At 68.1% G+C, this 26,311-nt stretch carries 23 protein-coding genes; 15 read left to right on the forward strand and 8 right to left on the reverse strand.

From position 1 onward, the window contains the following. Nucleotides 1–335: 335 nt before the first annotated feature. Both CFB89_RS33090 and CFB89_RS33095 read left to right on the forward strand, forming a co-directional pair. Complete coding sequence (locus tag CFB89_RS33090; RefSeq protein WP_089471627.1) at nucleotides 336–1,490, forward strand: branched-chain amino acid ABC transporter substrate-binding protein; 1,155 nt, start codon at nucleotides 336–338, stop codon at nucleotides 1,488–1,490. Between the two features lie 87 nt (nucleotides 1,491–1,577). After that, entirely contained in the window at nucleotides 1,578–1,880 is a 303-nt protein-coding gene (locus CFB89_RS33095) for a DNA-binding protein (RefSeq protein ID WP_089471628.1), read from the forward strand. Between the two features lie 95 nt (nucleotides 1,881–1,975). Here CFB89_RS33095 and CFB89_RS33100 read toward each other — a convergent pair whose 3' ends face one another. Next, nucleotides 1,976–5,023, reverse strand: coding sequence for an FAD-binding and (Fe-S)-binding domain-containing protein (locus CFB89_RS33100; RefSeq protein ID WP_089471629.1), 3,048 nt, complete (start codon nucleotides 5,021–5,023; stop codon nucleotides 1,976–1,978). 150 nt (nucleotides 5,024–5,173) lie between these two features. Between CFB89_RS33100 and CFB89_RS33105 the strand changes: the two genes are divergently transcribed. Continuing rightward, nucleotides 5,174–6,064, forward strand: a complete 891-nt coding sequence (locus tag CFB89_RS33105) for a LysR substrate-binding domain-containing protein (RefSeq protein WP_089471630.1) — start codon at nucleotides 5,174–5,176, stop codon at nucleotides 6,062–6,064. Between the two features lie 21 nt (nucleotides 6,065–6,085). Here the strand turns inward: CFB89_RS33105 and CFB89_RS33110 are convergent, their stop codons facing one another. Then, on the reverse strand, nucleotides 6,086–6,934 hold the full coding sequence (locus tag CFB89_RS33110) for a LysR substrate-binding domain-containing protein (protein WP_089471631.1): 849 nt from the start codon (nucleotides 6,932–6,934) through the stop codon (nucleotides 6,086–6,088). Nucleotides 6,935–7,045: 111 nt separating this feature from the next. On the opposite strand from CFB89_RS33110, the gene CFB89_RS33115 reads away from it, so the two are divergent. Next, nucleotides 7,046–7,693: a LysE family translocator gene (locus tag CFB89_RS33115; protein WP_089471745.1), complete on the forward strand. Its 648-nt coding sequence runs from the start codon at nucleotides 7,046–7,048 to the stop codon at nucleotides 7,691–7,693. 60 nt (nucleotides 7,694–7,753) lie between these two features. Here CFB89_RS33115 and sfnG read toward each other — a convergent pair whose 3' ends face one another. Together sfnG and msuE are read right to left on the reverse strand one after the other, a co-directional pair. Further along, nucleotides 7,754–8,857: a dimethylsulfone monooxygenase SfnG gene (gene sfnG / locus CFB89_RS33120; RefSeq protein ID WP_089471632.1), complete on the reverse strand. Its 1,104-nt coding sequence runs from the start codon at nucleotides 8,855–8,857 to the stop codon at nucleotides 7,754–7,756. A 37-nt stretch (nucleotides 8,858–8,894) separates the two neighbouring features. Next, entirely contained in the window at nucleotides 8,895–9,455 is a 561-nt protein-coding gene (msuE, locus tag CFB89_RS33125; protein ID WP_089471633.1) for an FMN reductase, read from the reverse strand. A 453-nt stretch (nucleotides 9,456–9,908) separates the two neighbouring features. Here msuE and CFB89_RS33135 point away from each other — a divergent pair, with 453 nt between their 5' ends. After that, complete coding sequence (locus tag CFB89_RS33135) at nucleotides 9,909–11,036, forward strand: sigma-54-dependent Fis family transcriptional regulator (RefSeq protein ID WP_089471634.1); 1,128 nt, start codon at nucleotides 9,909–9,911, stop codon at nucleotides 11,034–11,036. 251 nt (nucleotides 11,037–11,287) lie between these two features. Beyond that, nucleotides 11,288–12,997, forward strand: a complete 1,710-nt coding sequence (dhaL, locus tag CFB89_RS33140; RefSeq protein ID WP_089471635.1) for a dihydroxyacetone kinase subunit DhaL — start codon at nucleotides 11,288–11,290, stop codon at nucleotides 12,995–12,997. A gap of 19 nt (nucleotides 12,998–13,016) precedes the next feature. Here dhaL and CFB89_RS33145 read toward each other — a convergent pair whose 3' ends face one another. Beyond that, nucleotides 13,017–13,304 (reverse strand): DUF1330 domain-containing protein, encoded by a 288-nt coding sequence (locus CFB89_RS33145; RefSeq protein WP_089438098.1) that lies wholly within the window; start codon nucleotides 13,302–13,304, stop codon nucleotides 13,017–13,019. A gap of 188 nt (nucleotides 13,305–13,492) precedes the next feature. Continuing rightward, nucleotides 13,493–15,019 carry a PLP-dependent aminotransferase family protein gene (locus CFB89_RS33150; RefSeq protein ID WP_089471636.1) on the reverse strand — a complete coding sequence of 509 codons (1,527 nt, stop codon included), beginning with the start codon at nucleotides 15,017–15,019 and terminating at the stop codon, nucleotides 13,493–13,495. Between the two features lie 136 nt (nucleotides 15,020–15,155). Between CFB89_RS33150 and CFB89_RS33155 the strand changes: the two genes are divergently transcribed. The 9 genes from CFB89_RS33155 (at nucleotide 15,156) to CFB89_RS33195 (ending at nucleotide 23,632) form a co-directional block, all read left to right on the forward strand. Further along, nucleotides 15,156–15,893 carry an NAD(P)-dependent oxidoreductase gene (locus CFB89_RS33155; protein WP_089471637.1) on the forward strand — a complete coding sequence of 246 codons (738 nt, stop codon included), beginning with the start codon at nucleotides 15,156–15,158 and terminating at the stop codon, nucleotides 15,891–15,893. Then, the gene (locus tag CFB89_RS33160; protein WP_256979834.1) at nucleotides 15,890–16,426 is read left to right on the forward strand and encodes a cupin domain-containing protein; all 537 of its coding nucleotides are present in this window, start codon (nucleotides 15,890–15,892) and stop codon (nucleotides 16,424–16,426) included. Before CFB89_RS33155 ends, CFB89_RS33160 begins: the two co-directional genes overlap by 4 nt. A gap of 621 nt (nucleotides 16,427–17,047) precedes the next feature. Further along, the gene (locus tag CFB89_RS33165; protein WP_089471639.1) at nucleotides 17,048–17,527 is read left to right on the forward strand and encodes a MarR family winged helix-turn-helix transcriptional regulator; all 480 of its coding nucleotides are present in this window, start codon (nucleotides 17,048–17,050) and stop codon (nucleotides 17,525–17,527) included. Then, complete coding sequence (locus tag CFB89_RS33170; protein ID WP_089471640.1) at nucleotides 17,524–19,647, forward strand: FUSC family protein; 2,124 nt, start codon at nucleotides 17,524–17,526, stop codon at nucleotides 19,645–19,647. The genes CFB89_RS33165 and CFB89_RS33170 overlap by 4 nt, the downstream gene beginning before the upstream one ends. 34 nt (nucleotides 19,648–19,681) lie before the next feature. Beyond that, a complete protein-coding gene (locus CFB89_RS33175; protein ID WP_089471641.1) occupies nucleotides 19,682–19,894 on the forward strand; it encodes a DUF1656 domain-containing protein in 213 nt (70 codons plus the stop codon). Nucleotide 19,895: 1 nt separating this feature from the next. Continuing rightward, entirely contained in the window at nucleotides 19,896–20,873 is a 978-nt protein-coding gene (locus CFB89_RS33180) for an HlyD family secretion protein (protein WP_089471642.1), read from the forward strand. Further along, nucleotides 20,870–22,366 carry an efflux transporter outer membrane subunit gene (locus CFB89_RS33185; protein ID WP_089471643.1) on the forward strand — a complete coding sequence of 499 codons (1,497 nt, stop codon included), beginning with the start codon at nucleotides 20,870–20,872 and terminating at the stop codon, nucleotides 22,364–22,366. The genes CFB89_RS33180 and CFB89_RS33185 overlap by 4 nt, the downstream gene beginning before the upstream one ends. A 174-nt stretch (nucleotides 22,367–22,540) precedes the next feature. Next, entirely contained in the window at nucleotides 22,541–22,966 is a 426-nt protein-coding gene (locus tag CFB89_RS33190; RefSeq protein WP_089471644.1) for a molybdopterin-binding protein, read from the forward strand. 75 nt (nucleotides 22,967–23,041) lie between these two features. Continuing rightward, a complete protein-coding gene (locus tag CFB89_RS33195; RefSeq protein ID WP_089471645.1) occupies nucleotides 23,042–23,632 on the forward strand; it encodes a nitrogen fixation protein NifQ in 591 nt (196 codons plus the stop codon). Between the two features lie 368 nt (nucleotides 23,633–24,000). Here CFB89_RS33195 and CFB89_RS33200 read toward each other — a convergent pair whose 3' ends face one another. Continuing rightward, complete coding sequence (locus CFB89_RS33200; protein ID WP_089471646.1) at nucleotides 24,001–25,062, reverse strand: DMT family transporter; 1,062 nt, start codon at nucleotides 25,060–25,062, stop codon at nucleotides 24,001–24,003. 479 nt (nucleotides 25,063–25,541) lie between these two features. Further along, the gene (locus CFB89_RS33205) at nucleotides 25,542–26,216 is read right to left on the reverse strand and encodes a ProQ/FinO family protein (RefSeq protein WP_089471647.1); all 675 of its coding nucleotides are present in this window, start codon (nucleotides 26,214–26,216) and stop codon (nucleotides 25,542–25,544) included. Between the last annotated feature and the right edge of the window lie 95 nt (nucleotides 26,217–26,311).

A 26,311-nucleotide genomic window follows, 5' to 3' on the forward strand; every position in this document is an offset into this window, starting at 1 on the left:
GTTGCATAACAACCTCAATCACGCTCGATGAAGCGCGGCCATGAAACCGGATACACGATGCGCAATCGACCAAACTGTGCAGACAAATCGACCAAACACTTCCGGATTGACCGCCAGTCAGTGTCCATGGCTTCGCCGTGTCGACCGGCCGAATAATGGATGCGGCCGTAAGGCCGACGACAGCGAACCGCAATCCGCGGGCCGCCGCCGCGCACGATTTCCTGTATCCGGACGCCCTGCAAGCGACGCCCATGGCGGGTAGTAAAAATCGTCCGACCGCCCGGCCCCGGCCGGCTGAGACGCCAATAGAAAGACATTCAATTCGGAGATGGCAGATGGAACGAAGCACTGTCGGCATGCGCTGCAAACCCCTGATCACCGTTGCACTGGCTGCCGCCGCGTTCGCGGCCGCGTCGAGCGCGATGGCCGACCAGGTCGTGAAGATCGGCAGCGTCGAACCGACGACGGGTGGCATCTCGCACCTCGGCAAGGACAATGAAAACGGCGCGCGCCTCGCGGTCGAGGAAATCAACGCGAAGGGCCTGACGATCGGCGGCAAGAAGATCACGCTGCAACTCGACGCGCAGGATGACGCGGCCGACCCGCGCCAGGCGACGCAGGTTGCGCAGAAGCTGGTCGACGACAAGGTCGTCGCGGTCATCGGCCACCTGAACTCGGGCACGTCGATTCCGGCGTCGAAGATCTACAGCGACGCGGGCATCGTGCAGATCTCGCCGTCGGCGACCAACCCGACCTACACGCAGCAAGGCTTCAAGACGACCTACCGCGTGGTCGCGACCGACGCGCAGCAGGGCCCGGCGCTCGCGAGCTATGCGCAGTCGAAGGGCGTGAAAAGCGTCGCGGTGATCGACGATTCGACCGCGTACGGCCAGGGCCTCGCGAACGAGTTCGAGAAGAAGGCGAAGGCGCTCGGCCTGAAGGTGCTGTCGCATGACGCGACCAACGACAAGGCGGTCGACTTCCGCGCGATCCTGACGAAGATCAAGGGCGAGAACCCCGACGCGATCATGTACGGCGGCATGGACGCCACCGGCGGCCCGCTCGCGAAGCAGGCGAAACAGCTCGGCCTGCGCGCGAGGATCCTGTCCGGCGACGGCGTGTGCACCGACTCGCTGGCCCAACTGGCCGGCCCGGCGGCCGACAACGTGCTGTGCTCGCAGGCAGGCGCTGCGCTCGAGAAGATGCCGGGCGGTGCGGACTTCCTCGCGAAGTACCAGAAGCGTTTCAACCAGGGCATCAAGTTCGACGCGCCGTTCGCGTATGACGCGGTCTACATCGCGGTCGACGCGATGAAGCGCGCGAACTCCACCGACCCGGCGAAGATTCTCGCGGCGATGCCCGCGACGAAGTACGACGGCGTGATCGGCACGACGACGTTCGACGCGAAGGGCGACCTGACGCACGGGATCATCTCGATCTACGGCTACAAGAGCGGCAAGAAGACCCTCCTCGACCAGGTGAAGATGTAACCCGACGCGGCGCCGGCACGACGGGAACGCCACTCGTCGGCGCCGGCGCCGCGCGGGCCGATTTCAGATTCACGGAGACGAAGCATCATGTGTGCAATGGCGTATGCGGAATTCCAACAGGAGTTGAAGAAGGCGCAGTTGACGGCGCGCGAGTTCGCCCGCCTGATCCGGATGAACGAGAATTCGATCACCAACTATTCGAGCAAGGGCACCGTCCCTTCCCATCTCGCGGTCATCGCGAAACTGATCGGCACGCTGGCCGCGCACGAGATCGACTTCCGGCGCGTGATCCGGCAAATGCGGATCGAGCCGAAACGGCCGCGCGGTGTCGGCGTGTTTCCCGCGGCCGAAAAACCGCGCGCGCGGAAAGCGGCGAAAGCCGACGCCTGACCCGCGCCGGCGAAGGTCGATAGCGGCACGGGGATGGCCGCTCGACACGCGATCGACGCCCCGTTGCCGGCCATGCGCTCCGCACCGCCCTGTTCTCACCCCACCGCCCGCACGTGATCGAGCAGCGCCTGCAACGGATGACGCACCTGCTTCGCCGACAGGCGCTTCACCTGGCTGCGACACGAATACCCGGTCGCCAGCGCCTCGCCTTCCGCGTCCGCCCCGTCGACGTGCGCGGCCCACGACTGCGCATAGATCGTCTTCGACGTCGCGAGATTGCGCGCCTCGTGCCCGTACGTGCCCGACATCCCGCAGCACCCGGTCGCCTGAACCTGCAAGCGCAGCCCGCGACGCGCGAACACCTGCGCCCATTGCCTGCCGCTGTCCGGCGCGTTGGTTTTCTCGGTGCAGTGCGGCAGCAGCCGATACGAAACCGTCGGCCCGCCCGCTCCGGCTTCCGGCAGCGCATCCAGCAGCCATTCCTGCGGCAGCGCGACTTTCGGCACGTCGGCGAGCTCCGTCACCTTCAGGTATTCCTGCCGATACGTGAGCGTCATCGCCGGATCGAGGCCGACCAGCGCGACACCCGAGCGCGCCAGCGCGGCCAGTTGCGTCGCGTTGCGGATCGCGGCCTGTTCGAATGCGCGAAGAAACCCCTGCACGTGCAGCGCCTTGCCGTTGGGCGCAAGCGGCGCAAGCCACACCTGAAAGCCCAGCCGCGCCGCCAGCTCGATCAGCGTCGCGAGCTGCTCGGTATCGAAATAGCGCGTGAACGTGTCCTGCACGATGACGACGCTGCGCGCGCGCCGCGCATCGCTCAGCGCGGCAAGCGCGTGCGGGTCGGCCGGCTTCACGCACCACGCGCGGATCACGGCCGCGAGATCGAAGCGGCTCAGCAGCGGGCTGTCGACCATGCCGACCCGGCGCTCGAGCAGCGTCCGCACCCAGCGGGCACCCATCAGCCCGTTGTACAGCGCGGGTACGCGCGCCATCCACGGCATCGTGAATTCGAGCGAACCGATCAGGTAGTCGCGCAGCGGCCGCATATAACGCTGGTGATACAGCTCGAGAAAGCGCGAGCGGAACTCGGGCACGTTCACCTTGACCGGGCACTGTCCGGCGCATGACTTGCATGCGAGGCAGCCGGCCATCGCGTCGTACACCTCGTGCGAGAAATCCGCGTCGCCACGACGCGCGTTGCGGCTGTTGCGCCAGCGCTCGACCAGCCCGCGCAGCAACGGTTGCCGCGCACGCGCCGCCGCGACGACGTCGACGCCGGCCAGCCCTTGCAGACGCAACCATTCGCGCAGCAGCGACGCGCGCCCCTTCGGCGACTGCACGCGTTCGCGCGTCGCCTTCCACGACGGGCACATCGCGTCGTCCGGATCGAAGTTGTAGCACGCGCCGTTGCCGTTGCAATGCATCGCGGTGCCGTAGCTTTGCCACACGCGCTCGTCGATCTGACGGTCGTGGTCGCCGCGCGTGAGCACCTCGTCGATCTTCAGCAGCCGCAGCGTCGAGTCTGGCGGCGTCGCGATCTTGCCCGGGTTGAACTGGTTGTGCGGATCGAACGCGGCCTTCAGTTGCTGCAGCGACGGATACAGCTCGCCGAAAAACGCCGGCGCATATTCGGAGCGCACGCCCTTGCCGTGCTCGCCCCATAAAAGGCCACCATGCCGCCGTGTGAGTTCGGCCACCGCGTCCGACACGGGCCGCACCAGCGCCGCCTGCTTCGGGTCCTTCATGTCGAGCGCCGGGCGCACGTGCAGCACGCCCGCGTCGACGTGGCCGAACATCCCGTACTGCAGCCCGTGGCCGTCGAGCAGTGCGCGGAATTCGGCGATGTACGCGGCGAGGTTCTCAGGCGGCACCGCGGTGTCCTCGACGAACGGCTGCGGACGCGCCTCGCCACGCACGTTGCCGAGTAGCCCGACCGCCCGCTTGCGCATCGCATACACGCGCTTCACCGCCTCGTCGCCGGCGGCAAGCGTGTGGCCGAGGCGCTCCACGCTCGTATCGGTGCGCAGATGCTCGACGAACGCGCGCACGCGCGCATCGACGTCGCGTTCGTCGTCGCCGCTGAATTCGATCAGGTTGATGCCGAGCGTCGGACGCGCGTCGTCCTGCGGGAAATACTCGGCCACGCTGCTCCACACGAAGTCCTTCATCGCGAGCATCAGCACCTTCGAGTCGACCGTCTCGATCGACAGCGGCTTGAGTTCGAGCAGCGCGCGCGCGTCGCGCAGCGCGTCCATGAAGCCCGCGTAACGCACGTTGACCAGCACCGAAAACGTCGGGATCGGCAGCACGTTGAGCGTCGCCTCGACGACGAAGCCGAGCGAGCCTTCCGCGCCGCACAGCACGCTGTTCAGGTTGAAGCGGCCGTCCGCTTCGCGCAGGTGCGCGAGGTCGTAGCCGGTCACGCAGCGGTTGAGCTTCGGAAACTTCGCGTCGATCAGCGCGGCCTTGTCGTCGCTGATGCGCCGCGCGGTGCGATAGACCTTGCCGACGCGGTCCTGCCGCGCGCAGCGGCGTTCCAGTTCTTCATTGTCGAGCGCGTCGCTGTGCAGCCGCTCGCCGCCCATCAGCACGACATCGAGTTCGAGCACGTGGTCGCGCGTCTTGCCGTAGGTACAGCTGCCCTGCCCGCTCGCATCGGTGTTGATCATCCCGCCGATGGTCGCCCGGTTCGACGTGGACAGCTCCGGCGCGAAGAACAGCCCGTGCGGCTTCAGCGCCGCATTGAGCTGATCCTTGACGACACCCGCCTCGACACGCACCCGGCGCTGCGAGACGTCGATGTCGAGGATCCGGTTCATGTTCCGCGACAGGTCGACGACGATGCCGTCGGTCAGCGACTGCCCGTTGGTGCCGGTGCCGCCGCCGCGCGCGGCGACCGCGACGTCGCGATGCGCGGGCTCGGCGAGCAGCCGGGCCAGCAGCTGGACGTCCTCCGCATGCGCGGGGCAGACCACCGCCTGCGGCAGGCGCTGGTAGATCGAGTTGTCGGTGGCCTGCACGGTCCGGTTCGCGTGGTCCGCATGGATTTCGCCGGCAAAGCCGGCCGCCTGCAGCGCGGCGAGAAAATCGCGATAGACGTTCGCGGACGGGCTGGCTGGACGAGGCAACGGGACGATCGACATGGGGCAAAAACGCAATGGGGTGGAGCCGGCCGGTTCGCGCGCCAAAACATGATTTTTTGGCAAGTTTCCGCGCAACCGGGATTTCCAGTATCTTTCGATATTCCACCAGAAACAAACGAATTCTCGACCGGCGAAACTTGCATAAAACTCATGAATTACCGCCGCCTCACCCCGTCGATGTCGCTGCTGCTCGTATTCGAGGCCGCCGCGCGGCATGAAAGCTACACACGCGCGGCCGACGAGCTGTCGCTGAGCCAGAGTGCGATCAGCCGGCAGGTGCAGACGCTCGAGGATCAGCTCGGCGTGCCGCTGTTCCGGCGCGAGGGCCGCTCGGTCAAGCTGACCGAAGTCGGCCGTCGTTACTTCGCCGAGCTGAGCGGCGCGCTGGGGCGCATTCGCGGCGCGACGCTGCAGGCGATGTCGCATCAGGCGGGCGCCGGCTCGCTGCGGCTGGCGACCCTGCCGACCTTCGGCTCGAAATGGCTGCTGCCGCACCTGCACGGGTTCTACGCCGCGCATCCGGGCATGACCGTCCACCTGCATTCACGGATCGGCGCGATCGATTTCCTCAACGACGATCTCGACGCGGCGATCACCGTCGGCGCGGGCGACTGGCCGGGCCTGCACGCGCATCGGCTGTACAACGAGTTCCTGGTCGCGATCGCCCCGCCCAATACCGGCCGTGGCCGCAAGGCCGACGCGCGCAGGCCGGCCTGGGCCGCGAAGCAGACGCTGCTGGGCGTGACGAGCAATCAGCAGGCCTGGGCCGAGTGGTTCTCGCACTATCGGCTCGACCATCGCCAGATGCGCGTCGGCCCGAGCTTCGAATTGACGTCGCACCTGATCCAGGCCGTGCGCGCGGGAATGGGAATCGGGCTGGTGCCGAAGATGCTCGTGGAGGACGAATTGAGCCGCGGCGAACTCGTGTCGATCGGCGAAGCGATTACCAGCCAGCGCAGCTATTACCTCGTCTACCCGCCGGGCAACGACACGCTGCCATCGCTGGTCGCCTTCCGCGAATGGCTGCTGGCGTCGTGCTGACGCGCTGCGAGCAGGCGGGCTTCACGCACGCCATTGGCCGAGAATCTGCTCGGCGAGGTAGTCGCACGGCGGCCGCGCCGACTGCGCGCTGCGCGCGAGCACGACTTCGAGTTCACCGAGCGACGGCAACCCGTGGCTCTCCGACAACTGCAGCAGGTGATCGGGCACGCAGCAGCGCGCGAGCGGCGCGATGGCGAGGCCGGCCTCGACCATGCTGAGCAGCCCGAGAAAGCTCGGGCTTTCGTATGACATCCGGTACGGGATCTTCCGCCGGTTCAGCGCCTTGATCGCATGATCGCGCGCCGTGCTGCCGTGCGAGAACAGCGCAACCGGCAGCGGCCGCTCCTCCCACACGTTCCGTTTCGGCGATCCCGTCCAGACGATCGGCTCGAGCCGGATCAGCTCGCCGGACACGCCCTTGACGCGGGTCAGGCAGGCGAGGTCGACCGTGTTGTCCTTGAGCATCGGCACGAGCGCGTTGCTCGGCTGGCCGATCACGCGCACTTCCACGCGCGGATGCATCGCGGCGAACTTGCCGAGCACCTGCGGCAGCAGCGACGAGATGTAATCGTCGGGCACGCCGATCGTCACGCGGCCGCGGATCTCAGGACGCACGACCGACGCCCACGCCTCGTCGCGCATCGCGAGCATCCGGCGGCCGTAGTCAGCCAGCCTCCTGCCGTCGTCGGTCGCCGTCACGTTGCGCGTGTCGCGAATGAACAGCGGCTTGCCGAGCGCGTCTTCCAGCGTCTTGATCTGCATGCTCACCGCCGACGGCGACCGGTGCACGATCTGCGCGCCCTGCGCGAACGATCCGGATTCCGCGACGGCCACCACCATCGCGAGCACATCGAGGTCGAGCTTCTTCATTTCTATTCAGAAAAACTGATCAATCGATTCAGTTTATCCCGTTTTACTGTTCCCCTCCAGCGCCGGACAATGAACGCCGTCAGCACTCATTCGACGCAGGAAGCGGAAAACATGCACACGTCCGGATCGCTCTACGGGTTTCTCGTCATCGGCGGCATGCTCGCGGTCACGCCGGGGCCGAACATGGTCTACGTGATGTCGCGCTCGATCGCGCAAGGGCGGGCGGCCGGGCTCGTTTCGCTCGCCGGCGTGATGCTCGGCTACCTGTTCTACATGTTCGCCGCGGCGTTCGGCATCACGACGCTGTTCATGAGCGTGCCCTACGCGGGCAGCGTGCTGGGCGCGGTCGGCGCGACCTATCTGCTGTACCTCGCCTGGCAGGCGGTGCGGCCGGGCGGCCGCTCGCCGTTCGAGGTGAAGACGCTGCCGAACGAGCAGCCGCTGCGGCTGCTCGCGATGGGCGCGACGACCAGCGTGCTGAACCCGAAGCTCGCGATGTTGTTCGTGTCGCTGCTGCCGCAGTTCATCGACTACGGGCAAGGCAGCGTGTTCGGCCAGTCGCTGTTTCTCGGCTCGCTGCTGATTGCCGCGTTCGCGTCGGCCAACGGGATGGTGGCGATCTGTTCGAGTAGCCTCGCGACGTTCCTGCACGGTCGTCCGACGCTGCTGCTCGCGCAGCGCTGGGCCATGGGCGCGGTGCTCGGCGGCCTCGGCGTGGAGATGATGATCGACGCATCGAAAATGGCGGGCATCGCGTAAGCGTCGTGCCGCCGCGCGGGCCCGCACGATCGCGGGCCGCGCGCGAGCGGCGGGTCGGCGTCACGCGGCAATGGCCTGCCGCTGCGCCTCGAGTTCGCGCACGAGCGGCAGCACGCGCTTGCCGAAGTACTCGACTTCCTCGATGAAATGCAGGAATCCGGCCAGCACGAGGTCGACGCCGATCGCCTTCAGCGCGACGATCCGCTCGGCGATCTGCTGCGGCGTGCCGATCAGGTTCGTGCGGAAGCCGTCGTTGTACTGCACGAGATCCTCGAACGTCGATTTCGCCCAATTGCCCTCGCCTTCGGGCGACGCGTTGCCGGCCTGCTTCACCGCATCGCCGAACGCGTGCACGGCCTCGACGTGCGCGTGCCGGATGATGTCGTCGAGCACGGCCTTCGCTTCTTCCTCGGTGTCGCGCGCGATCACGAACGCATTGACGCCGATCCGCACGCGATGGTCGTTCGCGGCCGCCTTCGCGCGGATGTCGTCGATCTGCGCCTTCAGGTTCTCCGGCGTGTTGCCGTTCGTGAAATACCAGTCCGACACGCTCGCCGCGTTGTCGCGCGCCGCCCGCGAACTGCCGCCCTGGAAGATTTCCGGATGCGGCTTCTGCACCGGCTTCGGGCTCAGCGTGTAATCGTTGAAGCGGTAGAAGTCGCCCTTGAACGTGAAGTTGTCCTGCGTCCAGATGCCCTTGAGCGCCTGGATGAATTCCTTCGAGCGCCGATAGCGTTCGTCGTGCTCGAGCCACGGCTCGCCGATCGCGGTGAATTCGCCCTTGAACCAGCCGCTCACGACGTTGATCGCGATGCGCCCGTTCGAGATGTGGTCGATCGTCGCGAGCTGCTTCGCGACCACGGCCGGATGCCACGGCCCCGGCAGGATCGCGGCAAGCACCTTGAGCTTCGTCGTCGCATGCAGCAGCGCCTGGCTGAACGACACCGACTCGTGCTGGTATTCGGCGCCATAGCCGGCCGTGAAGCGAATCTGGCTCAGCGCGTAGTCGAAGCCGGCCGCCTCGGCCGTGCGCGCGAGCGTCTGGTTGTATTCGAGGCTCCAGTCGGTGCGTTGCTCGATCGTGCTGACGACGAGGCCGCCGCTGACGTTCGGCACCCAGTACGCGAATTTGACGCCGTCGGCGGAAGGGTCGGGAAGGCTCATGAAGGTGTCCTGGTCGAAGGGGAAATGAAAAAGCGGCTTAGGCGGCCGCGGTGGAAAGCGCGTGCGGGCGCAGTTGCGGCACCGCACGCTCCACGGCGCGCGCGATGCGCTCGCGCAACGCCGGGTTCGCGATCCGGTACCGATCGAAATCGCTTTCGGACGCATACACGCCGATCGGCAGCGTGCGCGCCTGGAAGAAGCTGAACAGCGGGCGCAGCTGATGATCGATCACGAGCGCATGACGCTCACTGCCGCCGGTGGCCGCGAGCAGCACGGGCACGTCGACGAGCGCGTCGTGGCGCACGAGGTCGAACAGGTGCTTGAAGAGGCCCGTGTACGACGCGCGATACACCGGGCTCGCGACGACGAGCGCGTCTGCCGTCTCGATCGCGCGGATCAGCGCATCGAGATCGGCCGGCACCTGTGCGCGCGTGAGTGCGCCGGCCAGCCGGCTGCCGATCTCGCCGAGTTCGATCAGCCGCGTATCGATCGGCAGCGCGGCGCCGAGCGCCGTGACGATCGCTTCGGTCAGCGCCAGCGTGCGCGACGGCCGCTGCAGGCTGCCCGATATCGCGACGACGTTGAGGGTGTGGCTCATGCAATGCGTTCCCGTGATGGAGCCGCGTGCGGCGCGGCGATACCGGTTCGGGTCAGCAAGGAGCGTGCCATTGGTGCAGGTGCGTGTCGGAACAGTCTTCTGCATCACGAACCTTTTCGCCATCGCCCGCCGGAAAGGGCGCTCGGCCTAATGCGCGACAACGACAAGCGTTCCCGTTCGCGCGTCACATCGATATTCCGTCACGCGATGAATCCGGGGCAGCGGGTCTGCTGATGCGCTGCTGGTCAGGCAGCAGCGCATCGCACGCGATAGCGCTGAATTTGATGCCGCGACATCACTGCCCCGCCCCTCTTCCGCGCCATTGCGGGTTCCGCAGCAATCGCGCTTTGGTTATCAGAAATCGATGCTTTTCGCGCGCGGCGAAACGTTCAACACTTTGCTGATCAAGCAGCCGCCGGCCCGCATTGCCCGGCCATCCAACGGTTCATCGCCATGACTTCCCTTTCCGCATCGCCGCGCCCGCTCAATCTTCGTGTCGTCACCGCTTCCCGCGACCCGGCCGGGCTTCAGGCCGCGGCGCCCGTGCTCACGCAGCCCGAACGTCACGCGCCGTCCCGCGCGCATGCGCAGGTGTTCGCCGATCCGCGTTCGCTCGCGCTGCTCGAACAGGTTCGCCGCGTCGCCCCAAGCGACGCGAACGTGCTGATCGTCGGCGAGACGGGCACCGGCAAGGAGCTGATCGCACGCCACGTTCACGAGCTCGGCGCCCGCCGCGACGGACCGTTGGTCGCGGTGAACTGCGGCGCGCTCTCCGAAACGCTCGTCGACAGCGAACTGTTCGGCCACGAGAAAGGCGCGTTTACCGGCGCACTCAGCGCGAAGCCCGGCTGGTTCGAGGCCGCGCACGGCGGCACGCTGTTTCTCGACGAAATCGGCGACCTGCCGCTTGCGATGCAAGTCAAGCTGCTGCGGGTGCTGCAGGAGCGCGAGGTCGTGCGGCTCGGTTCGCGCACGGGCATTCCGGTCGACGTGCGCGTGGTCGCGGCGACCAACGTCGACTTGCAGCAGGCCGTCGCGGCCGGGCATTTTCGCGGCGACCTGTTCTACCGGCTCAACGTCGTGCAGCTCGCGGTCCCGCCGCTGCGCGACCGCCCGGGCGACATCCTGCCGCTCGCGCATCACTTCTTCGACATGTACCGCGACCGGCTCGGCGGCGGGCCGAGCCGCATCGATCCGCGCGCCGAGCGCCGGCTTGAGGCGCACGGCTGGCCCGGCAATATCCGCGAACTGGAAAACGTGATCCATCACGCGCTGCTCGTGAGCCGCCACGACGCGCTGCAGGACACCGACCTGCCCATCGCGCCGCCGTGTCTGCCGGCCGTTTCCGCACCCGTGGCCGATTCGTCCGCCGATGCACAGGCGGCGCTCGAACACGCGCTGCGCGACCTGTTCGACGGCGGGCACGGCAATCTCTTCGAACACATCGAGGACACCGTGATGCGCGTCGCGTTCGAATTCAGCCATCGCAACCAGATCCGGGCCGCGCAGTTGCTCGGCATCAGCCGCAACGTGCTGCGCGCGCGGCTGATTCGCGCGAAGGCCATCACCGCGCTGAAATAACCGCCTCCGGCGCACGCCGCCGTTCCGCCCCGACGCCATCGCGCCATCGCGCCGCGATCCGTGTCGCGACGTCCGAACCTGATGTATCGTGGCGCGAAGCGTACGCTTCGTTGCCCGCCCCGCATCCGGTCGCCGTGATGCGACCGGCCGCGACCGGCAACAGGCCACGCACGATCCTCCGCAACACGAAAGCCGTCCGGCGCCCGTGCGCGTCCGGCCGAGCCCCGTTCACCCGTCCGGAACCCGTCGCCATGAAAAAGCTTGTGAACCGCCCGTCCGACGTCGTGCGAGAAATGCTGGAAGGCATCGCGCGGCAATCGCCGCATCTCGCGATCCTCGGCGACGAGCACGTGCTCGTCCGCCAGCCGCTGCCCGAGCCGTCGCAGCGGCCGGTCGCGATCCTGTCAGGCGGCGGCAGCGGCCACGAGCCCGCGCACGGCGGCTATGTCGGCGAAGGGATGCTGAGCGCGGCCGTGTGCGGCGAAGTGTTCACGTCGCCGTCGACCGATGCCGTGCTCGCCGCGATCCGCGCAAGCGCCGGCCCGAACGGCGCGCTGCTGATCGTGAAGAACTACACGGGCGACCGGCTCAATTTCGGGCTCGCCGCCGAGCTTGCGCGCGCGGAAGGCATTCCGGTCGAAACCGTCATCGTCGCCGACGACGTGTCGTTGCGCGGCCGCGTCGAGCGCGGCCAGCGACGCGGGATCGCGGGCACCGTGCTGATCCACAAGCTCGCGGGCGCGGCGGCCGCGCGCGGGCTGCCGCTTGCCCGCGTCGCGAGCATCGCGCGCGACGCGGCGGCCGAACTCGGCACGATGGGCGTCGCGCTCGACGGCTGCACGATCCCCGGCGCCGACAAGTCGGGCTTCAGCCTCGCCGATCACGAAATCGAGCTCGGCCTCGGGATCCACGGCGAGAAAGGCGTCGAGCGCCGCGCGCCGCTGCCGGCCGACGCGCTGGCCGACACACTGCTGTCGAGCATCGTCGCCGATCTCGTGCTCGACCGCGACGAACGCGTCGCGCTGTTCGTCAACGGCCTCGGCGCGACGCCGGACATGGAGCTCGCGATCGTGCTGCGCGCCGCGTTCGACAACCTGAGCCGGCGCGGCATCGTCGTCGCGCGCGCGTGGGCCGGCACGTTCCTGTCCGCGCTGAACATGCCGGGCTGCTCGATTTCGGTGCTGCGGCTGAACGACGAGCGTGCGGCGCTGCTCGACGCGCCGACGCAGGCGCGCGCATGGCCGGGCGGCGGCATCGTGAACACGCGGATTCGCGTGGCGGCGAACGCGTCGCAGGATGCGCCGATGCCACCGCTCGATGCGGCCGGGCGCGCGTGGGCCGCGCGCCTGCAACCGGCGCTGCACGCGGTCGCGCAGACGCTGATCGATCACGAGCAGACGCTGACGGATCTCGATGCGGCAGCCGGCGACGGCGATCTCGGCGCGAGCATGCGGCGCGCCGCGCAGGCGATCCTCGAATTGCCCGACACCGCGTACGGCACGCCGTCCGGTGCGCTCGCGGGGCTCGGCGCCGCGTTGCGGCGCGCGATCGCCGGCAGTTCCGGGCCGTTCTATGCGACCGCGCTGCTGCGCGCGTCGCGCCGGCTGGCCGATGTCGCCGATCGCGCCGAGCCGTCGCCGCGCGACTGGGCCGCGGCGTTCCACGCGGCAGTGGATGCCATCAGCGAACTCGGCGGCGCCCAGGCGGGCGACCGGACGATGCTCGATGCGCTCGTGCCGGCCGCCGACGCATTCGCCCGCGCGCTCGACGACGATCGCGAGCCCGCGAGCGCCTGGGCGGCGGCTGTCGACGCGGCCGAGCGAGGCGCGGAGGAAACGGCGCGCATGACGCCGCGCGCGGGACGGGCCAGCTATCTCGGCGAGCGCGCGATCGGCACGCCGGATGGCGGTGCGGTGGCCGTGTCGTACTGGCTGCGCGCGCTGCTCCCGCACGTGCGGTAACGGGCGCGCGCCGCCGCGTTCAGACGCCCTCGACCAGCACCGCGCGATAGCGGGCGCCCTTGAAGCGGTGCTGGACGACCGCCTGGTATTCGGGGCCGTGGTACCACGCGTGCGCGGCCTCCTTCGACGGGAACTCGACGATCACGACGCCTTCCGGGCCTTCACCCTCGAGGATTTCCTGCGGCCCATAGGCGGCGAGCACCTTCACCGGATGGCCGGCGAGGGTCGCACCGACCTGGCTCGAGTAGAGGTCGAGTTCATGCTGGTCCTGCGTGCTTTCCCGTGTAAAAACGATGTAGGTCGCCACGATATGCGCTCCTGAGGATGGGTGAAAAAAGGGACGCCACGCGCGGCAAGGTCCGGGGATTCCGGCGTGGCAGCGCGCAGCTTACCGCCGTTCGCCGGTCGGCGCTGCGGCGAGCCGGCTGCGGCCTGCGCGGGCAGTCAACACGTCGCACACGTGCCCGCGTTGACGATGGCTACGATTCAGCCCCGTCAACGCGCCAGCACACGCGCAAGTGTGACCACTCCCGATTGGATCGCGTCACTGCCGACGGCTGCAAAACCCAACACCAGCCCCGAGGGCCCTGGACGGTCGATCGCATAGAGCGACAGCGGTCGTGTCTCGATGCCCTCGCTCGCCAGACGGCGCGCGACGTCGGCGTCGTCGACGTTGGATGGCAAGAAGGCCGCCGCATCGAGCCCCGCGATGATTCGCGGAACCTCCAGCAGCCCGGAAAGATGCCGGGCGGCAGCCATCTTCAGCGCTTCGGCGCGCTCTCCGTACAGCATGCGCATGCGCCGGATGTGCCTGCCAAAATGACCCTCCGCGATGAATTCATGCAGCACCGACTGCTGATCCAGTGGCACATGCCGAGCCGTCAACGACAACGCGGCCACGAAGGGATCGACCAACCGGTCGGGCAAGATCGCATACGCGGTACGCAACGCCGGAAACATCAATTTGCTGAACGTGCCGCAGTAAATCACGTGTCCATCGTGGTCGAGGCTCTTCATTGCGGCCAGCGGATGGCCCTCGAAGCGGAATTCGCTGTCATAGTCGTCCTCGATGATCACGGCGCCTCGATCCCGTGCCCATTCGAGCAGCGACAACCGCCTTTCCAGCGCGAGCGGAGGCCCCAGCGGCGCTTGCCGCCCGGCCGTGACATACGCGAGACGCGCGTCTGGGACGTGCCGCCGCGCCCAGTCCACGTCGACGCCGCCAGCATCGACAGGCACACCGACGACCCTGGCGCCCGCGGCTTCGAGCACGAAGCGCGCGCCAGGATAGCCCGGATCTTCGATCCATGCCGCGTCTCGCGGATCGAGGAATAGACGCGCGCCGAGATCGATAGCCTGCTGGACACTGCCGAGCACCACGACGTTATCCGCCGTGCAGGTAATACCGCGCGACATTCCGACATACGCGGCGATAGCCTCGCGCAGTGGACGATAACCTTGCGCCTCGCCGTCGCCAAGCAGATCTCGACGTGTGCGACGCACGCGCTTCGCCGCCAGCCGGCCCCACAGTTCAAACGGAAACGCATCGAGGTCAGGTTGACTGGCACGAAAAGCCCGCGCCGGACTAGCACGGCCGTTCACCTGAAAAGGGGTGTGCGCAAGCAGACGGCCCCGGCTCGAGAGCGCGATGCCACGCGCTCGCGCAACGCCATCGTGATCGCCGTCCCGCGCCTGCGCACGCGATCGTCCATCGTGCTTTTTGGCCGATACCCGATCGTTGCTGTCGATACGTCGGTCCGGCAGTTCGGGCGCGACGAAGCTCCCTCGGCCGGTGGCGGCCGTCAAATAGCCTTCGGCATCGAGTTGCGAGAACACGCTGAGGACTGTTCCGCGTGACAACGCAAATCGTGCCGCGAGATCACGCGACGAAGGCAGGCGCGCGCCGGGCGACAACCGGCCCGTCAAGATCGCCGAGCGCAGTTCGTCATAGAGCCAGCGTTGCAGCGACGTACCGGGCGGTCGCGGCGCCAGTGCAAGTTCGATCTGCTCGGCTCGACGCATCGTCACCTTTTCAAATTGGCTCAGTCAATATCGCAATAATGGACCTTTTTCGAGACCATTAACAGCCTTACCCTGCTCCTCGTCGCAAGCGCGCCATACCGTTGCAAGCGCTCGCCATCGCAGCGAGGAGAAAGAAATGACACACAGGGTTTTTGTAGCCGGCGCGAGCGGCGCCATCGGCACCGCGCTCGTGCCGCTGCTGATCGCCGCGGGCTATACGGTGTTCGGTAGCACCCGGCGCGCGGACCGCGTAAGAAAGCTTGAAGACGCAGGGGGCACGCCGGTCGTCGTCGATGTATTCGATGCGGCCGCGCTCCGCGACGCGCTGGTTCGCATCGCCCCGCACAGCGTGATTCATCAATTGACCGACCTGCCCTCCGGACTCGACCCCGCCCTCATGGCCCGGGCGGTGGCGGCGAACGCCCGCATACGCGACGAGGGAACACGCAACCTGGTCGCAGCGGCCATTTCAGCCGGCAGCAAACGGATGATCGCGCAAAGCATTGCGTGGGCGTATCGGCCAGGCGTGACGCCCTACGACGAAAACTGCCCGCTCGACCTCGATGCGCAAGGCCCGCGCGGGACAAGCGTACGGGGTGTCGCCGCGCTGGAGCGGCACGTGCTGACGACGGCGCCGCTGACGGGTACGGCACTCAGGTACGGACAGATCTACGGGCCGGGCACGGGTGCAGATGCCCCCACTGGCTCAAGCCCGCTGCACGTCGAAGCCGCTGCGTATGCGGCGTTGCTTGCGCTTCAACGAGACGCGGCAGGCGTATTCAACATCGCGCAGGACGACGCCGAGGTGAGCAGCGCCAAGGCGAAGCGTGAGCTCGGTTGGTCGCCGGACATGCGATCGGCGACGCACGCATGAACCCGCGTGCATGGCCGTTTCCGGCGCGCCGGCGTCGCCTGGCCGGCAAGCCCACGATGCTTGCCGCGCTGGCGGCGGCGGCGCTGACGCTCGGCCCGGCGACGCCCCGTTCAGCCGTCGACTGGCTGACGGACATCTGCGGTAGCGGCGGCGAGCGGCTGCTATCCACTGCATCGCCGAATGCCGGCGCCACGAACCGGCCCGCTTCCACCGTCAAGGTTCTGTCGTGCGAATCCCTGCCTAACGCTCCAGGCAAGTCGGTGACGACGGCCGTCGTCGACTTTCCGCCACTCGGCTTTACGCCCGCGCATCGTCACCCGGGTTCGGTCGTGGCGGTCGTGCTGGAAGGAACCATCCGCTCTCAACTGGAGGGCGGAGCGCCAGTCGACTATGCGAGTGGACAAACGTGGTTCGAGCCACCGCGCGCACTGCACCTGTTCGCCGAGAATCCCGATCCGGCGCGCCCGGCACGATTGCTTGCGACATTCGTTGCAGATACCGGGTGCGGGGCATTGGTGCTACCACCGGACTAAGGGTTCCCGGCCGAACCGCACTGCGAATGTCCGCTTCGAACACAATCGACGCCCTTACGCTTCTTCGTCCCGCTCGAACCGGGTCCGTTGGCCCCCGCTCAAGCGTTTCCCAAATTCCGATAACCCGTGCGTCTAGTGAATATCCAGCCGACGAACCGACATGGAGACCGGACACGCACATGGGTCTCCGTCATGGCTTGCGCACGGTCGAGCGGAAAGGCACCCGGAAAATATTGTCCCGGCGCAACCGTGCGCGAAAGCAGGACGTTCCTGGGCGAATCGGACTGTGCAATCGGCGTGCCCAAACAGAAACGGGCCCGCACACCTTTATCGTTCGAGGGGCGTCGCAAGCACTACCCGCGCGGAATACGCCGCGCGGGCTTCGAATTTGCCCTGACGCATGCGGCCGCGCTTCGTGCCGCCGGCCCGCTCTCGTCTGACTATTCAATATAGTCGCCACGTCATACGCTGAGCATTCGGTTCGCCAGCCTTACAACTTGATCACAGCCGACACGCCACCTGGATTGCTTCACACGGCCGGCCGCGCGACATGCGACGTGTCATCCGGGCGACAAAAACGATAGTTTGCTATCGAATATTTTTGCCCCTATCATCTCGTCCATGACCAACCTGCACGACCTCCGCCTCGCCGTCAGCAGCCTGCTCGTGCTCACCGCGCGCAAGTGGCGCCGCACCAGCGACGGTGTGCTGACCGCATACAACGTCTCCGAGGCCTGCGCGACGCCGCTCTTGATCGCCGGGCGCCTCGGCGAAGGCGTGCGGCAAGGCACGCTCGCCGAACACGTGGGCATCGAAGGGCCGTCGCTCGTGCGCCTGCTCGACCAGCTGTGCGCGGCCGGCCTCGCGCGCCGCGACGAGGATCCGCACGATCGCCGCGCGAAGACGATCTCGTTGACGGCCGCCGGCCGCGCGGTCACCGCGAAGATGGAAGAAGACCTTCGCGCGCTGCGCGCCCAGGTGCTCAAGGGCGTGTCGCGCGCGGATCTCGAAGCGACGCTGCGCGTGCTGAACGCGTTCAACGCAGCCGACGCGCAGCCTCCTGCGCCGCACCCGTCCCACAGCGCCGATTCCGCGACATGACCTATCCGAGCCTTCGCGACTGGCTGTTTTCGGGCAAGACGTTCGCCGCGTCGATGCTGGCGCTGTACCTCGGCCTGTATTTCCAGTTGCCGCGCCCGTACTGGGCGATGGCGAGCGTCTACATCGTGTCGAACCCGTTCGTCGGTGCGACGCGCTCGAAGGCGCTGTACCGCGCGCTCGGCACCGCGCTCGGCGCGGCCGCCGCGATCTTCTTCGTGCCGCCTTTCGTCGAGACGCCGCTCCTGTTCAGCATCATCGTCGCGACCTGGTGCGGCACGCTGCTGTACCTCGCGATCTCCGACCGCACCGCGCGCAGCTACGTCTTCATGCTCGCCGGCTACACGATGCCGCTGATCGCGCTGCCGACCGTCACCGATCCGTCCACCGTGTTCGACGTCGCGATCGCGCGCACCGAGGAGATCGTGCTCGGCATCGTGTGCGCGAGCGTGGTCGGCAGCACGGTGTTCCCGAACCGGCTCGCGCCGACGCTGATCGAGCGCACCGACGCGTGGTTCAAGGACGCCGCGTTCTACGGCCGCGAAACGCTGTCCGGGCACCTGGCCGGCAAGGCGCTGTCCGCGTGCCGGCAGCGGCTTGCCGCGACGATCACCGGCCTCGAATTCCTGCTGAGCCAGCTGGGCTACGACCATGCGCATCCGCGCGTCCTCGCTCGCGCGCAGGCGCTCGCGGGCCGGATGCAACTGTTCCTGCCGCTGATGTCGTCGCTCGCCGATCCGCTGATCGCGCTGATGCGCGACCTGCACGTGCGTCCGCCCGCGCTCGACGCGCTGCTGGCCGACGCCGCGAAATGGTTCGACGCGCCGCTGCCGGCCGTGAAGACCGGCTCCGACGGCGACATGGCCCACGATCCGGTCGCGGACGACCTGCGCGAACGCATCGCCCTGCTGCAGCCGCCCGACAGCGCGCTGGCGAGCTGGGACGGCGCGCTGCTGTCGAACGCGCTGTGGCGGCTGCGCCAGGTCATCGACATCTGGCAGGACTGCCGCTCGCTGCGCGCGCTGATCGCGAACGAGTCGGGCGTGTGGCAGCCGCGCTACCGGCACTGGCGGCTCGGCGGCACCGAGCGCTTCTTCGATCGCGGGATGATGCTGTTCTCGACGCTGACCGTCGTGTTCGCGATCGTGTTCGCGTGCTGGCTGTGGATCTCGTCCGGCTGGCACGACGGCGCGGCCGCCGTCACGCTCGTGGCCGTGTCGTGCAGCTTCTTCGCCGCGCTCGACGAGCCCGCGCCGCTGGTGTTCAAGTTCTTCCTGTCGACCGCCGCGAGCGTCGTGTTCGCCGGCCTGTACCTGTTCGTCGTGCTGCCGCACGTGCACGATTTCGCAATGCTCGTGCTGATGTTCGCGGGCCCGTTCATCTTGATCGGCACGCTGCTGCCGCGCCCGCAGTTCAACATGGTGACGATGCTCGTCGCGGTGAACACGGCCACCTTCATCAGCATCCAGAGCGCATACGAAGCCGATTTCTTCGTGTTCCTGAACAGTAATCTCGCGGGCGTCGCCGGGCTGCTGTTCGCGTACGTGTGGACGCGCGCGACGCGGCCGTTCGGCGCGGAACTCGCGGTACGGCGCCTGCTGCGCTCGGGCTGGGAAGACGTCGCGCGCTCGGCGTCGACGCAGCCGCTCGACGATCAGCGCAACCACGCGTCGCGGATGCTCGATCGCGTCACGCAACTGCTGCCGCGCCTCGGCGCGTCCGACGATCATCGCCACCCGTCGATCGAAAGCTTTCGCGACCTGCGCATCGCGCTGAACGCGCTCGACCTGCGCCGCTCGCGGCGCCGGCTGTCGGGTGACGTGCCCGACGCGATCGATCGCGTGCTGGCCGGCGTGACCGATCACTACGCGCGCTGCGCGGCCGCGAACGCGCGCCAGCCCGCGCCGCCCGCACTGCTCGCGACGATCGACGACGCGCTGCGGCGCGTGGCCAGCCGCAACCTGCCGGCCGCCGCGCCGGCCGACGGCGCAGCCACGCCCGAGACGCCGGCCACGCACCGCCGGCTGCGCGACACGCTGCATGCGCTCGTCGGCATGCGTCTGTCGCTGTATCCGGCCGCGGCCGCGCAAGCGCCGCGGGCGCCGGACGGAGCGCGCGCATGAACCGGCTTTCCACCTTGTCCCTCCAACCGCGACCATGATCGGCGAAATCGATATCTTCGGCGTGTTCGTGCCGGCCCCGCTCGTACTGATGCTGATCGCCTACCTGATCAACATCGTCGTGCGCGCGGTGCTCGAACGCATCGGCTTCTACCGCCTCGTCTGGCACCGTTCGATCTTCGACCTCGGCATCTACGTGTTCGTGCTGGCCGCCGTCGTGATCGTGTCCCACCAACTCGTGGCTACCTAACGTGAAAAAAACCTGGCTCTCGGCAGGGCAAGTCCTGCTCACCCTGATCGTCGTCGTCGTGGCCGGCCTCGTGCTGTGGCGCATCATCAACTACTACATGTTCTCGCCGTGGACGCGCGACGGGCACGTGCGCGCCGACGTGATCCAGGTCGCGCCGGACGTGTCGGGCCTCATCACGTCGGTGCAGGTCGCCGACAACCAGGAGGTCAAGCGCGGCCAGGTGCTGTTCGTGATCGACCAGGCGCGCTACGCGCTCGCGGAACGGCTCGCCGAAGCGACGCTCGCGCAGCGACGCGCGACGCTGGCGCAGGCGAAGCGCGAATACGCGCGCAACCTGCAGCTCGGCAACCTGGTCGCGAGCGAACAGGTCGAGGAAAGCCGCACGCGCGTCGAGCAGGACGAAGCCAGCGTCGCCGATGCGCAGGTGTCGCTCGATACCGCGAAGCTGAACCTGCAGCGCACGACGATCGTGAGTCCCGTGGACGGCTACCTGAACGACCGCGCCCCGCGGGTCGGCGAATATGTACCGGCCGGCCGCGCGGTGCTGTCGGTCGTCGACCGCAACTCGTTCCGCGTCGACGGCTACTTCGAGGAAACCAAGCTGCGCGGCATCCATATCGGTCAGCCGGTCGACATCATCGTGATGGGCGAGCCGCATGCGTTGCGCGGCCACGTGCAGAGCATCGTCGCCGCGATCGAGGACCGCGACCGCACGCAAGGCGCGAACCTGCTGCCGAACGTGAACCCGGCGTTCAGCTGGGTGCGGCTCGCGCAGCGCGTACCGGTGCGCGTCGTGCTCGACGAGGTGCCCGACGATTTCCGGATGATCGCGGGCCGTACCGCGACCGTGTCGATGCGCGGCGCCGACACGCGCCGCAACGACGACGCGAAACCGGCTGGCGCAAGCACCGCATCGGCGGCCGCGCCGGTTTCGGCGACGTCCGGTACGCCCGCCAGCGCCACGGGAGCATCGCAATGAAGCGGCCCGGTCTGCGCGTCGCGGCGACGCTCGCCCCGCTTGCGCTCGCACTCGCTGCGTGCAAGTCGGTGGGCCCCGACTACAAACTGCCGCAACAGGCGTACGTCAATGCGCCGCTCGCGAACCATGCGCTCGACGACGCGAACGGCGCACTGGTGTCGCGCGACGCGGTGCCCGGCAACTGGTGGCAGCTGTATGACGACCCGGTACTCAATGGGCTCGTGCGCGATGCGCTGAAGTCGAACACCGACCTGCGCGTCGCCGCGGCGAACCTCGCGCGCTCGCGCGCGGCGCTGGTGGTCGCGAACGAACAGGGCGGCTTCTCGGGCAAAGCGGACGCGGGCGTGCAGCGCGCACAGGAATCGGCCGAGCAATACCTGCTCGAAAACAAGCTGCCGGTGGTCAACGAAGGCGCGGTCGGCATCAACGTGTCGTACGAGCTCGACCTGTTCGGCAAGCTGCGGCGCGGCGTCGAAGCCGCACGCGCGGACAGCGAGGCCGTCAAGGCGGCCGGCGACCTCGCGCGCATCACGGTCGTGGCCGACGTCGTACGCGCGTATGTCGAAGCGTGCTCGGCCGGCGACGAACTGGCGATCGCGAAGCAGTCGCTCGCGCTGCAGCAGCAGCGCGTCGCGCTGTCGCAGCGGCTGCGCGATGCGGGGCGCGGCAACCAGACCGACGTGACGCGCGGCGTGACGCAGGTGCGCACGCTCTCCGCCGACATCCCGCGCTTCGAAGGCCGCCGCAAGGTCGCGCAGTACCAGCTCGCCGCGCTGCTCGCCCGCGCGCCGGCCGATCTGCCGAAAGCCGCTGCCGAATGCGAACGCCTGCCGAGGCTGCGTCAGCCGATTCCGATCGGCGACGGCGCCGCGCTACTGCGCCGCCGGCCCGACGTGCGCGAAGCCGAACGTCAGCTCGCCGCCGCGACCGCTCGGATCGGCGTGGCGACCGCCGCGCTGTACCCGTCCGTCAGCATCGGTGCGTCGGCCGGTTCGGTCGGCGTCGCCACCGACCTGTTCTCGTCCACCACGAATCGCTGGTCGTTCGGACCGCTGATCAGCTGGTCGTTCCCCGTCAACGGCCAGCGTGCGCGCGTACGCGAAGCCGAAGCCGCAACCGGCGGCGCGCTCGCACACTTCGACGGCGTCGTGCTGAATGCGCTGCGCGAAACGCAGTCGAGCCTCGCGACTTACGCGGCCGACGTGCAGCGCACGGATGCGCTGCGCACCGCGTACGAATCGGCCCGCAATTCCGCCGCCGAAACGCATCGTCTCTATGCGGCCGGCCGCGAATCGTTCATCGCCGATCTCGACGCGACGCGCACGTTGACGAGCGTGCGGGCGCAGGTCGCGGCGGCCGAAGGCCAGGTCGCGGCCGACCAGGTGCGGCTCTTCCTCGCGCTCGGCGGCGGTTGGGACGGCGACGGCGCAACGGCCGCGGCGGACACCGGTGCTGCGACCACCGCACCCGTGGCTGGCACGTCGGCGCCGTAGAAACATCGGCATCGGCATATCTCGCATGCATGACGAAACGCCCCGCGGCAAGGGGTTGAACCGATTCGCGCGAGGGTATTCGCGGGGCCGGCGTTGACGGTACACTGGCCGACGCATTTCCGATCACCTGCCGCCGCAGCCGGCCCGGCCGCGGCAACCACCCGGAGCGTCATCATGCGAACGAGCGCCCGCAACCAATTCGCCGGCCAGATCAGCGCCATCGAGCCCGGTGCCGTCAACGACGAAATCACGCTGCGCACGCAGGACGGCCTCGAGATCGTCGCCGTGATCACTCACGGCAGCGCGGCGTCGCTGGGCCTCGCGGCCGGCACGAACGCGTTCGCGCTCGTCAAGGCGTCGTCGGTCATCGTGATGGTCGACATCGACAGCAGCAAGGTGTCGGCCCGCAACTGCGTCGCGGGCACCGTCGCGTCGGTCGCGAAGGGCGCGGTCAATTCGGAGGTCGTGATCCGGGCGGCGGGCGGTGCGGAAATCGTCGCGATCGTCACCAACGACAGCGTCGATCGTCTCGGGCTCGCGAGCGGCGCCGCCGCATCCGCGATCTTCAAGGCATCGAGCGTGATCGTCGGCGTCGAGTGATCGCGTGACGATCGCGACCGCGATTCATCGGCCGCCGCGCATGCGTGCGGCCCGGTTCTCGTCAGGAGGTGCGCGGTGACCGCTCCGGCCGATCGCGCGCGTGAACAGGCGTTGCGGTCGCTGCAAGCTGCTGCGGCTCACGCCGACGCGGCCGATGCACGGCTGTTCGGCGCGCTCGTGACGGCGCGCGCGTGCCGCAACGAACTGTCGCTGCTCGGCTTGTCGCCCGGCCAGTTCGCCGGCCTGCTGACCCGGCAGTTTCCGCCTCTGCGACCCGTCGATACCGCTGCACTCATGCGGACGGTCGCGCCGTCGCCATTGCCGGCCGCCCCCTCGACATTCGTCGCGACGCTGCGCGCGCGGCTGATGGGCGACACGAATCCCGCCGTCGCCCGCGACGATGCCGATTGCCTCGCGTCGATCATCGCGCATGCGTGCCTGCGTCCCGACCATTTGTGGCGCGACCTCGGGCTCGACGGGCGCGACGCGGTATCCGCGATGCTCGAGCGCTTTTTCCCCGCGCTCGCCGCGCGCAACGTCGCTCAGTTGCGCTGGAAGAAATTCCTCGCGCAGGAAGCGGCCGCATCGCGCGGCGTGCCGCCCGGGCCCGCACCCGGATGCCCGGGCTGCGAAGATTTCGGTGTCTGCTTTCCTCCGGCGCGATAGTTCCCGTCGCGACGCTTGACGCCGCCTGTGTCGTCGCATCGTCAGCCGCAAAAGCCGTCTTGATCGGCAAGGCAAGCGCGAGCCTGCCGTGACACGATTTCGACGCCACATTCCGCTTCGGCGAAACGCCGCGAATCGCCTGTATCTCACGCAACGACGGCTGAATAGTCATCAAATCGCGGACCGGTTGCCGAAGCACATTCCCCACGTCGAACCCGATCCGGCGACGGGCAGCCGCTTCCGGCACGCGAATGCCGACACACACGTCGACGGCATGATGACGGCCCGCGGCATTCGGGGAAACGGCTGACTGCGTTTCCCATAAACGGTCACCTTGCGATCCGCAGCGCCCATCGCGCGCGACACGGTCAGTGTCGATGCCGGTGATGAATATCCGGAAAATGCGCGTGACTGTGCGTGATCGGCAGATGCACGTGCGGATGCGTGTGCGGTTCGTCGCCGTCATACGGGAAGTCGTGCGCGTGCTGGTGATGGTCGTCGTGCCGATGCCGATGCGTATGTTCGAGCCGCTCGTGCACATGCGTGTGTTCATGCCGTTCGCGCACGTGCAGCCAGATGCCGAGCGTCATCAGCGCGGCCGCGAACCAGAACGTCGCGGGCGGCAGCGCCGGCCAGATCAGCAACGACAGCACGACCCCGAACAGCGGGGCGATCGAAAAATACGCGCCGGTACGCGCGCTGCCGAGATGACGCAGCGCGACGACGAACAACACGAGGCTGATCCCGTAGCCGCCGAGCCCCGTCAGCATCGCCGCGGCCGTGACCGGTATCGCGGGCAGCGGCGCGCCGGTCGCCAGCGCGATGCCGACATTCACCGGCCCCGCGATCAGCCCTTTCACGCACGCAATCACCATCGCGTCGTTCGCGGCCACCTTGCGGGTCAGGTTGTTGTCAATCGCCCAGCACAGGCATGCGCCGACGATCAGCAGCGCGCCGACCGGCACGCCGGCCCGGCCCGGCGTCCACGACAACAGCGTGCCGCCTGCGACGATCGCCACCATGCCGAGGAATACCTGCGTATCCACGTTCTCGCGAAACACGAGCCACGCGATCACGGCCGTCAGCACGCCCTCGAGATTGAGCAGCAACGCGCTCGTGGCCGCCGGCGTGCTCGACAGCCCGAGCATCAACAGAGCGGGGCCGGCCACGCCGCCCGCGGCGATCGCGCCGGCCAGCCACGGCAAGTCGGCCCGCTGCAACGGCGCGGCGTCCGCGGCCGGTGCACGACGGCTGTGCCAGCGGCGCAGCAGCATCCCGATGCCGAGCCCGACACCGCTGCCGAGATAGAAGAGGCCGGCGACCATGAACGGCGACATCGCGCCGATCAGCGCCTTGGCGAGCGGTGTCGCGGCGCCGAACAGCGCGGCAGCCGCGAGCGCGACGAAAATCGCGGAATGTCTCGGGTTCATGGTTCGGGTTGAGTCGACGTTGATGACGCTGGGCGTGGCCTTGGGTCGAGACGGGCTTGCCTTACTTTTCGAAAGACGGGGTGTATCGTCGCGATCGGCTTGCCCGCGGGGCGACGATCCAGTTCAGTCGTGATTATCGCGCGCCATTGTGTCGCGAGGAACAGGCGGGATCGCTTGCGCGTCGATCGACGCGTCCCGTTTCATCATTTCGTAACGCGAATTATCTGGTAGAGGCCGCTTTATTGCTCAGGTATACGAAGCATTGGAACACAAACGACGCAGTCGACATATCATGCGTGCCGACGCCGACCGACGAACGTGAATCGTCCGTTCGCGTTATCCGTGTTCGACAGGGAGGGGATGTACCGGCAGATTCAGCGCCGGTGGAGGTAGTCCCGACCTGCGTCTGTCGACGCAGGTCGGTCCGTCGTGTCATGCGCCGCCGCGACTTGCAGCGGGTATGCAGCACGCGGTGCGGATTACTCGTTGCCGGCCGTTTGCTGTTCGACCTGCTGCGTGGCGTCGGTCTGCTCCTTCGCTTCCGCTTCGGCTTGCGCCGGTTGCGGCGCGGCAGCGGCCTCGGCCTGCTGCTCGGCCTTCGGCTGCTGCGGCGCACCCTTGGCCGATTGTGCCGCGCCCTTGCCGCCGGGGCGGCGAGCCTTCAGACGGCGCGCACGCGCCGCGTCGTCGTGCGTCACGCGCCCGGCTTCGTTGCCCTGCAGGTCGACACGCACCGCGTCTTCGACGAGGCAGGACCAGTAGCGGTTACCACGGCACCACGTCGACATTGCTTCGCGTAGTTCCGCTTCATTGAGGCCCACGGCCTGCGCTTCGCGTGCGAGATCGTCCCAGATGCCGACCTTGAGCGGCACTTTGGGGGCCGGATTCTTCGGGAACGCGCGCGGAAACTTCCGCTGCAGTTTGCCGATTGCGACGATGACCGGATCGACCGGCGCCGACGGCTTCGCCGAAGCAGGCTTCGCCCGATGCTGCGCCTTCGCGCCGGCGCCCGGCTTGGCGCCGCGGGACGGCTGGTCGCCGGACTTCGGCTTCGCACCGGCGTCCGTCGGCGCCGCCGGCCGCTTCGCGTTGCGCTCCTGCTTGGCCTTCGCTGCGAGCTGCGCCCGCAATTCGGCAAGTTGTTCAAAACCCATAAATTCAATCCACCAGGAATATAAGGTGTGGTTCGTGCGGCCATGCCGCGCGGCGCAAAAGCAACGCCGCCATGCGTGCGGCCGGCCTGCCGCCG

The sequence above is a fragment of the Burkholderia sp. AU16741 genome, from assembly GCF_002223345.1.
Taxonomy (GTDB): Bacteria; Pseudomonadota; Gammaproteobacteria; order Burkholderiales; family Burkholderiaceae; genus Burkholderia; species Burkholderia sola.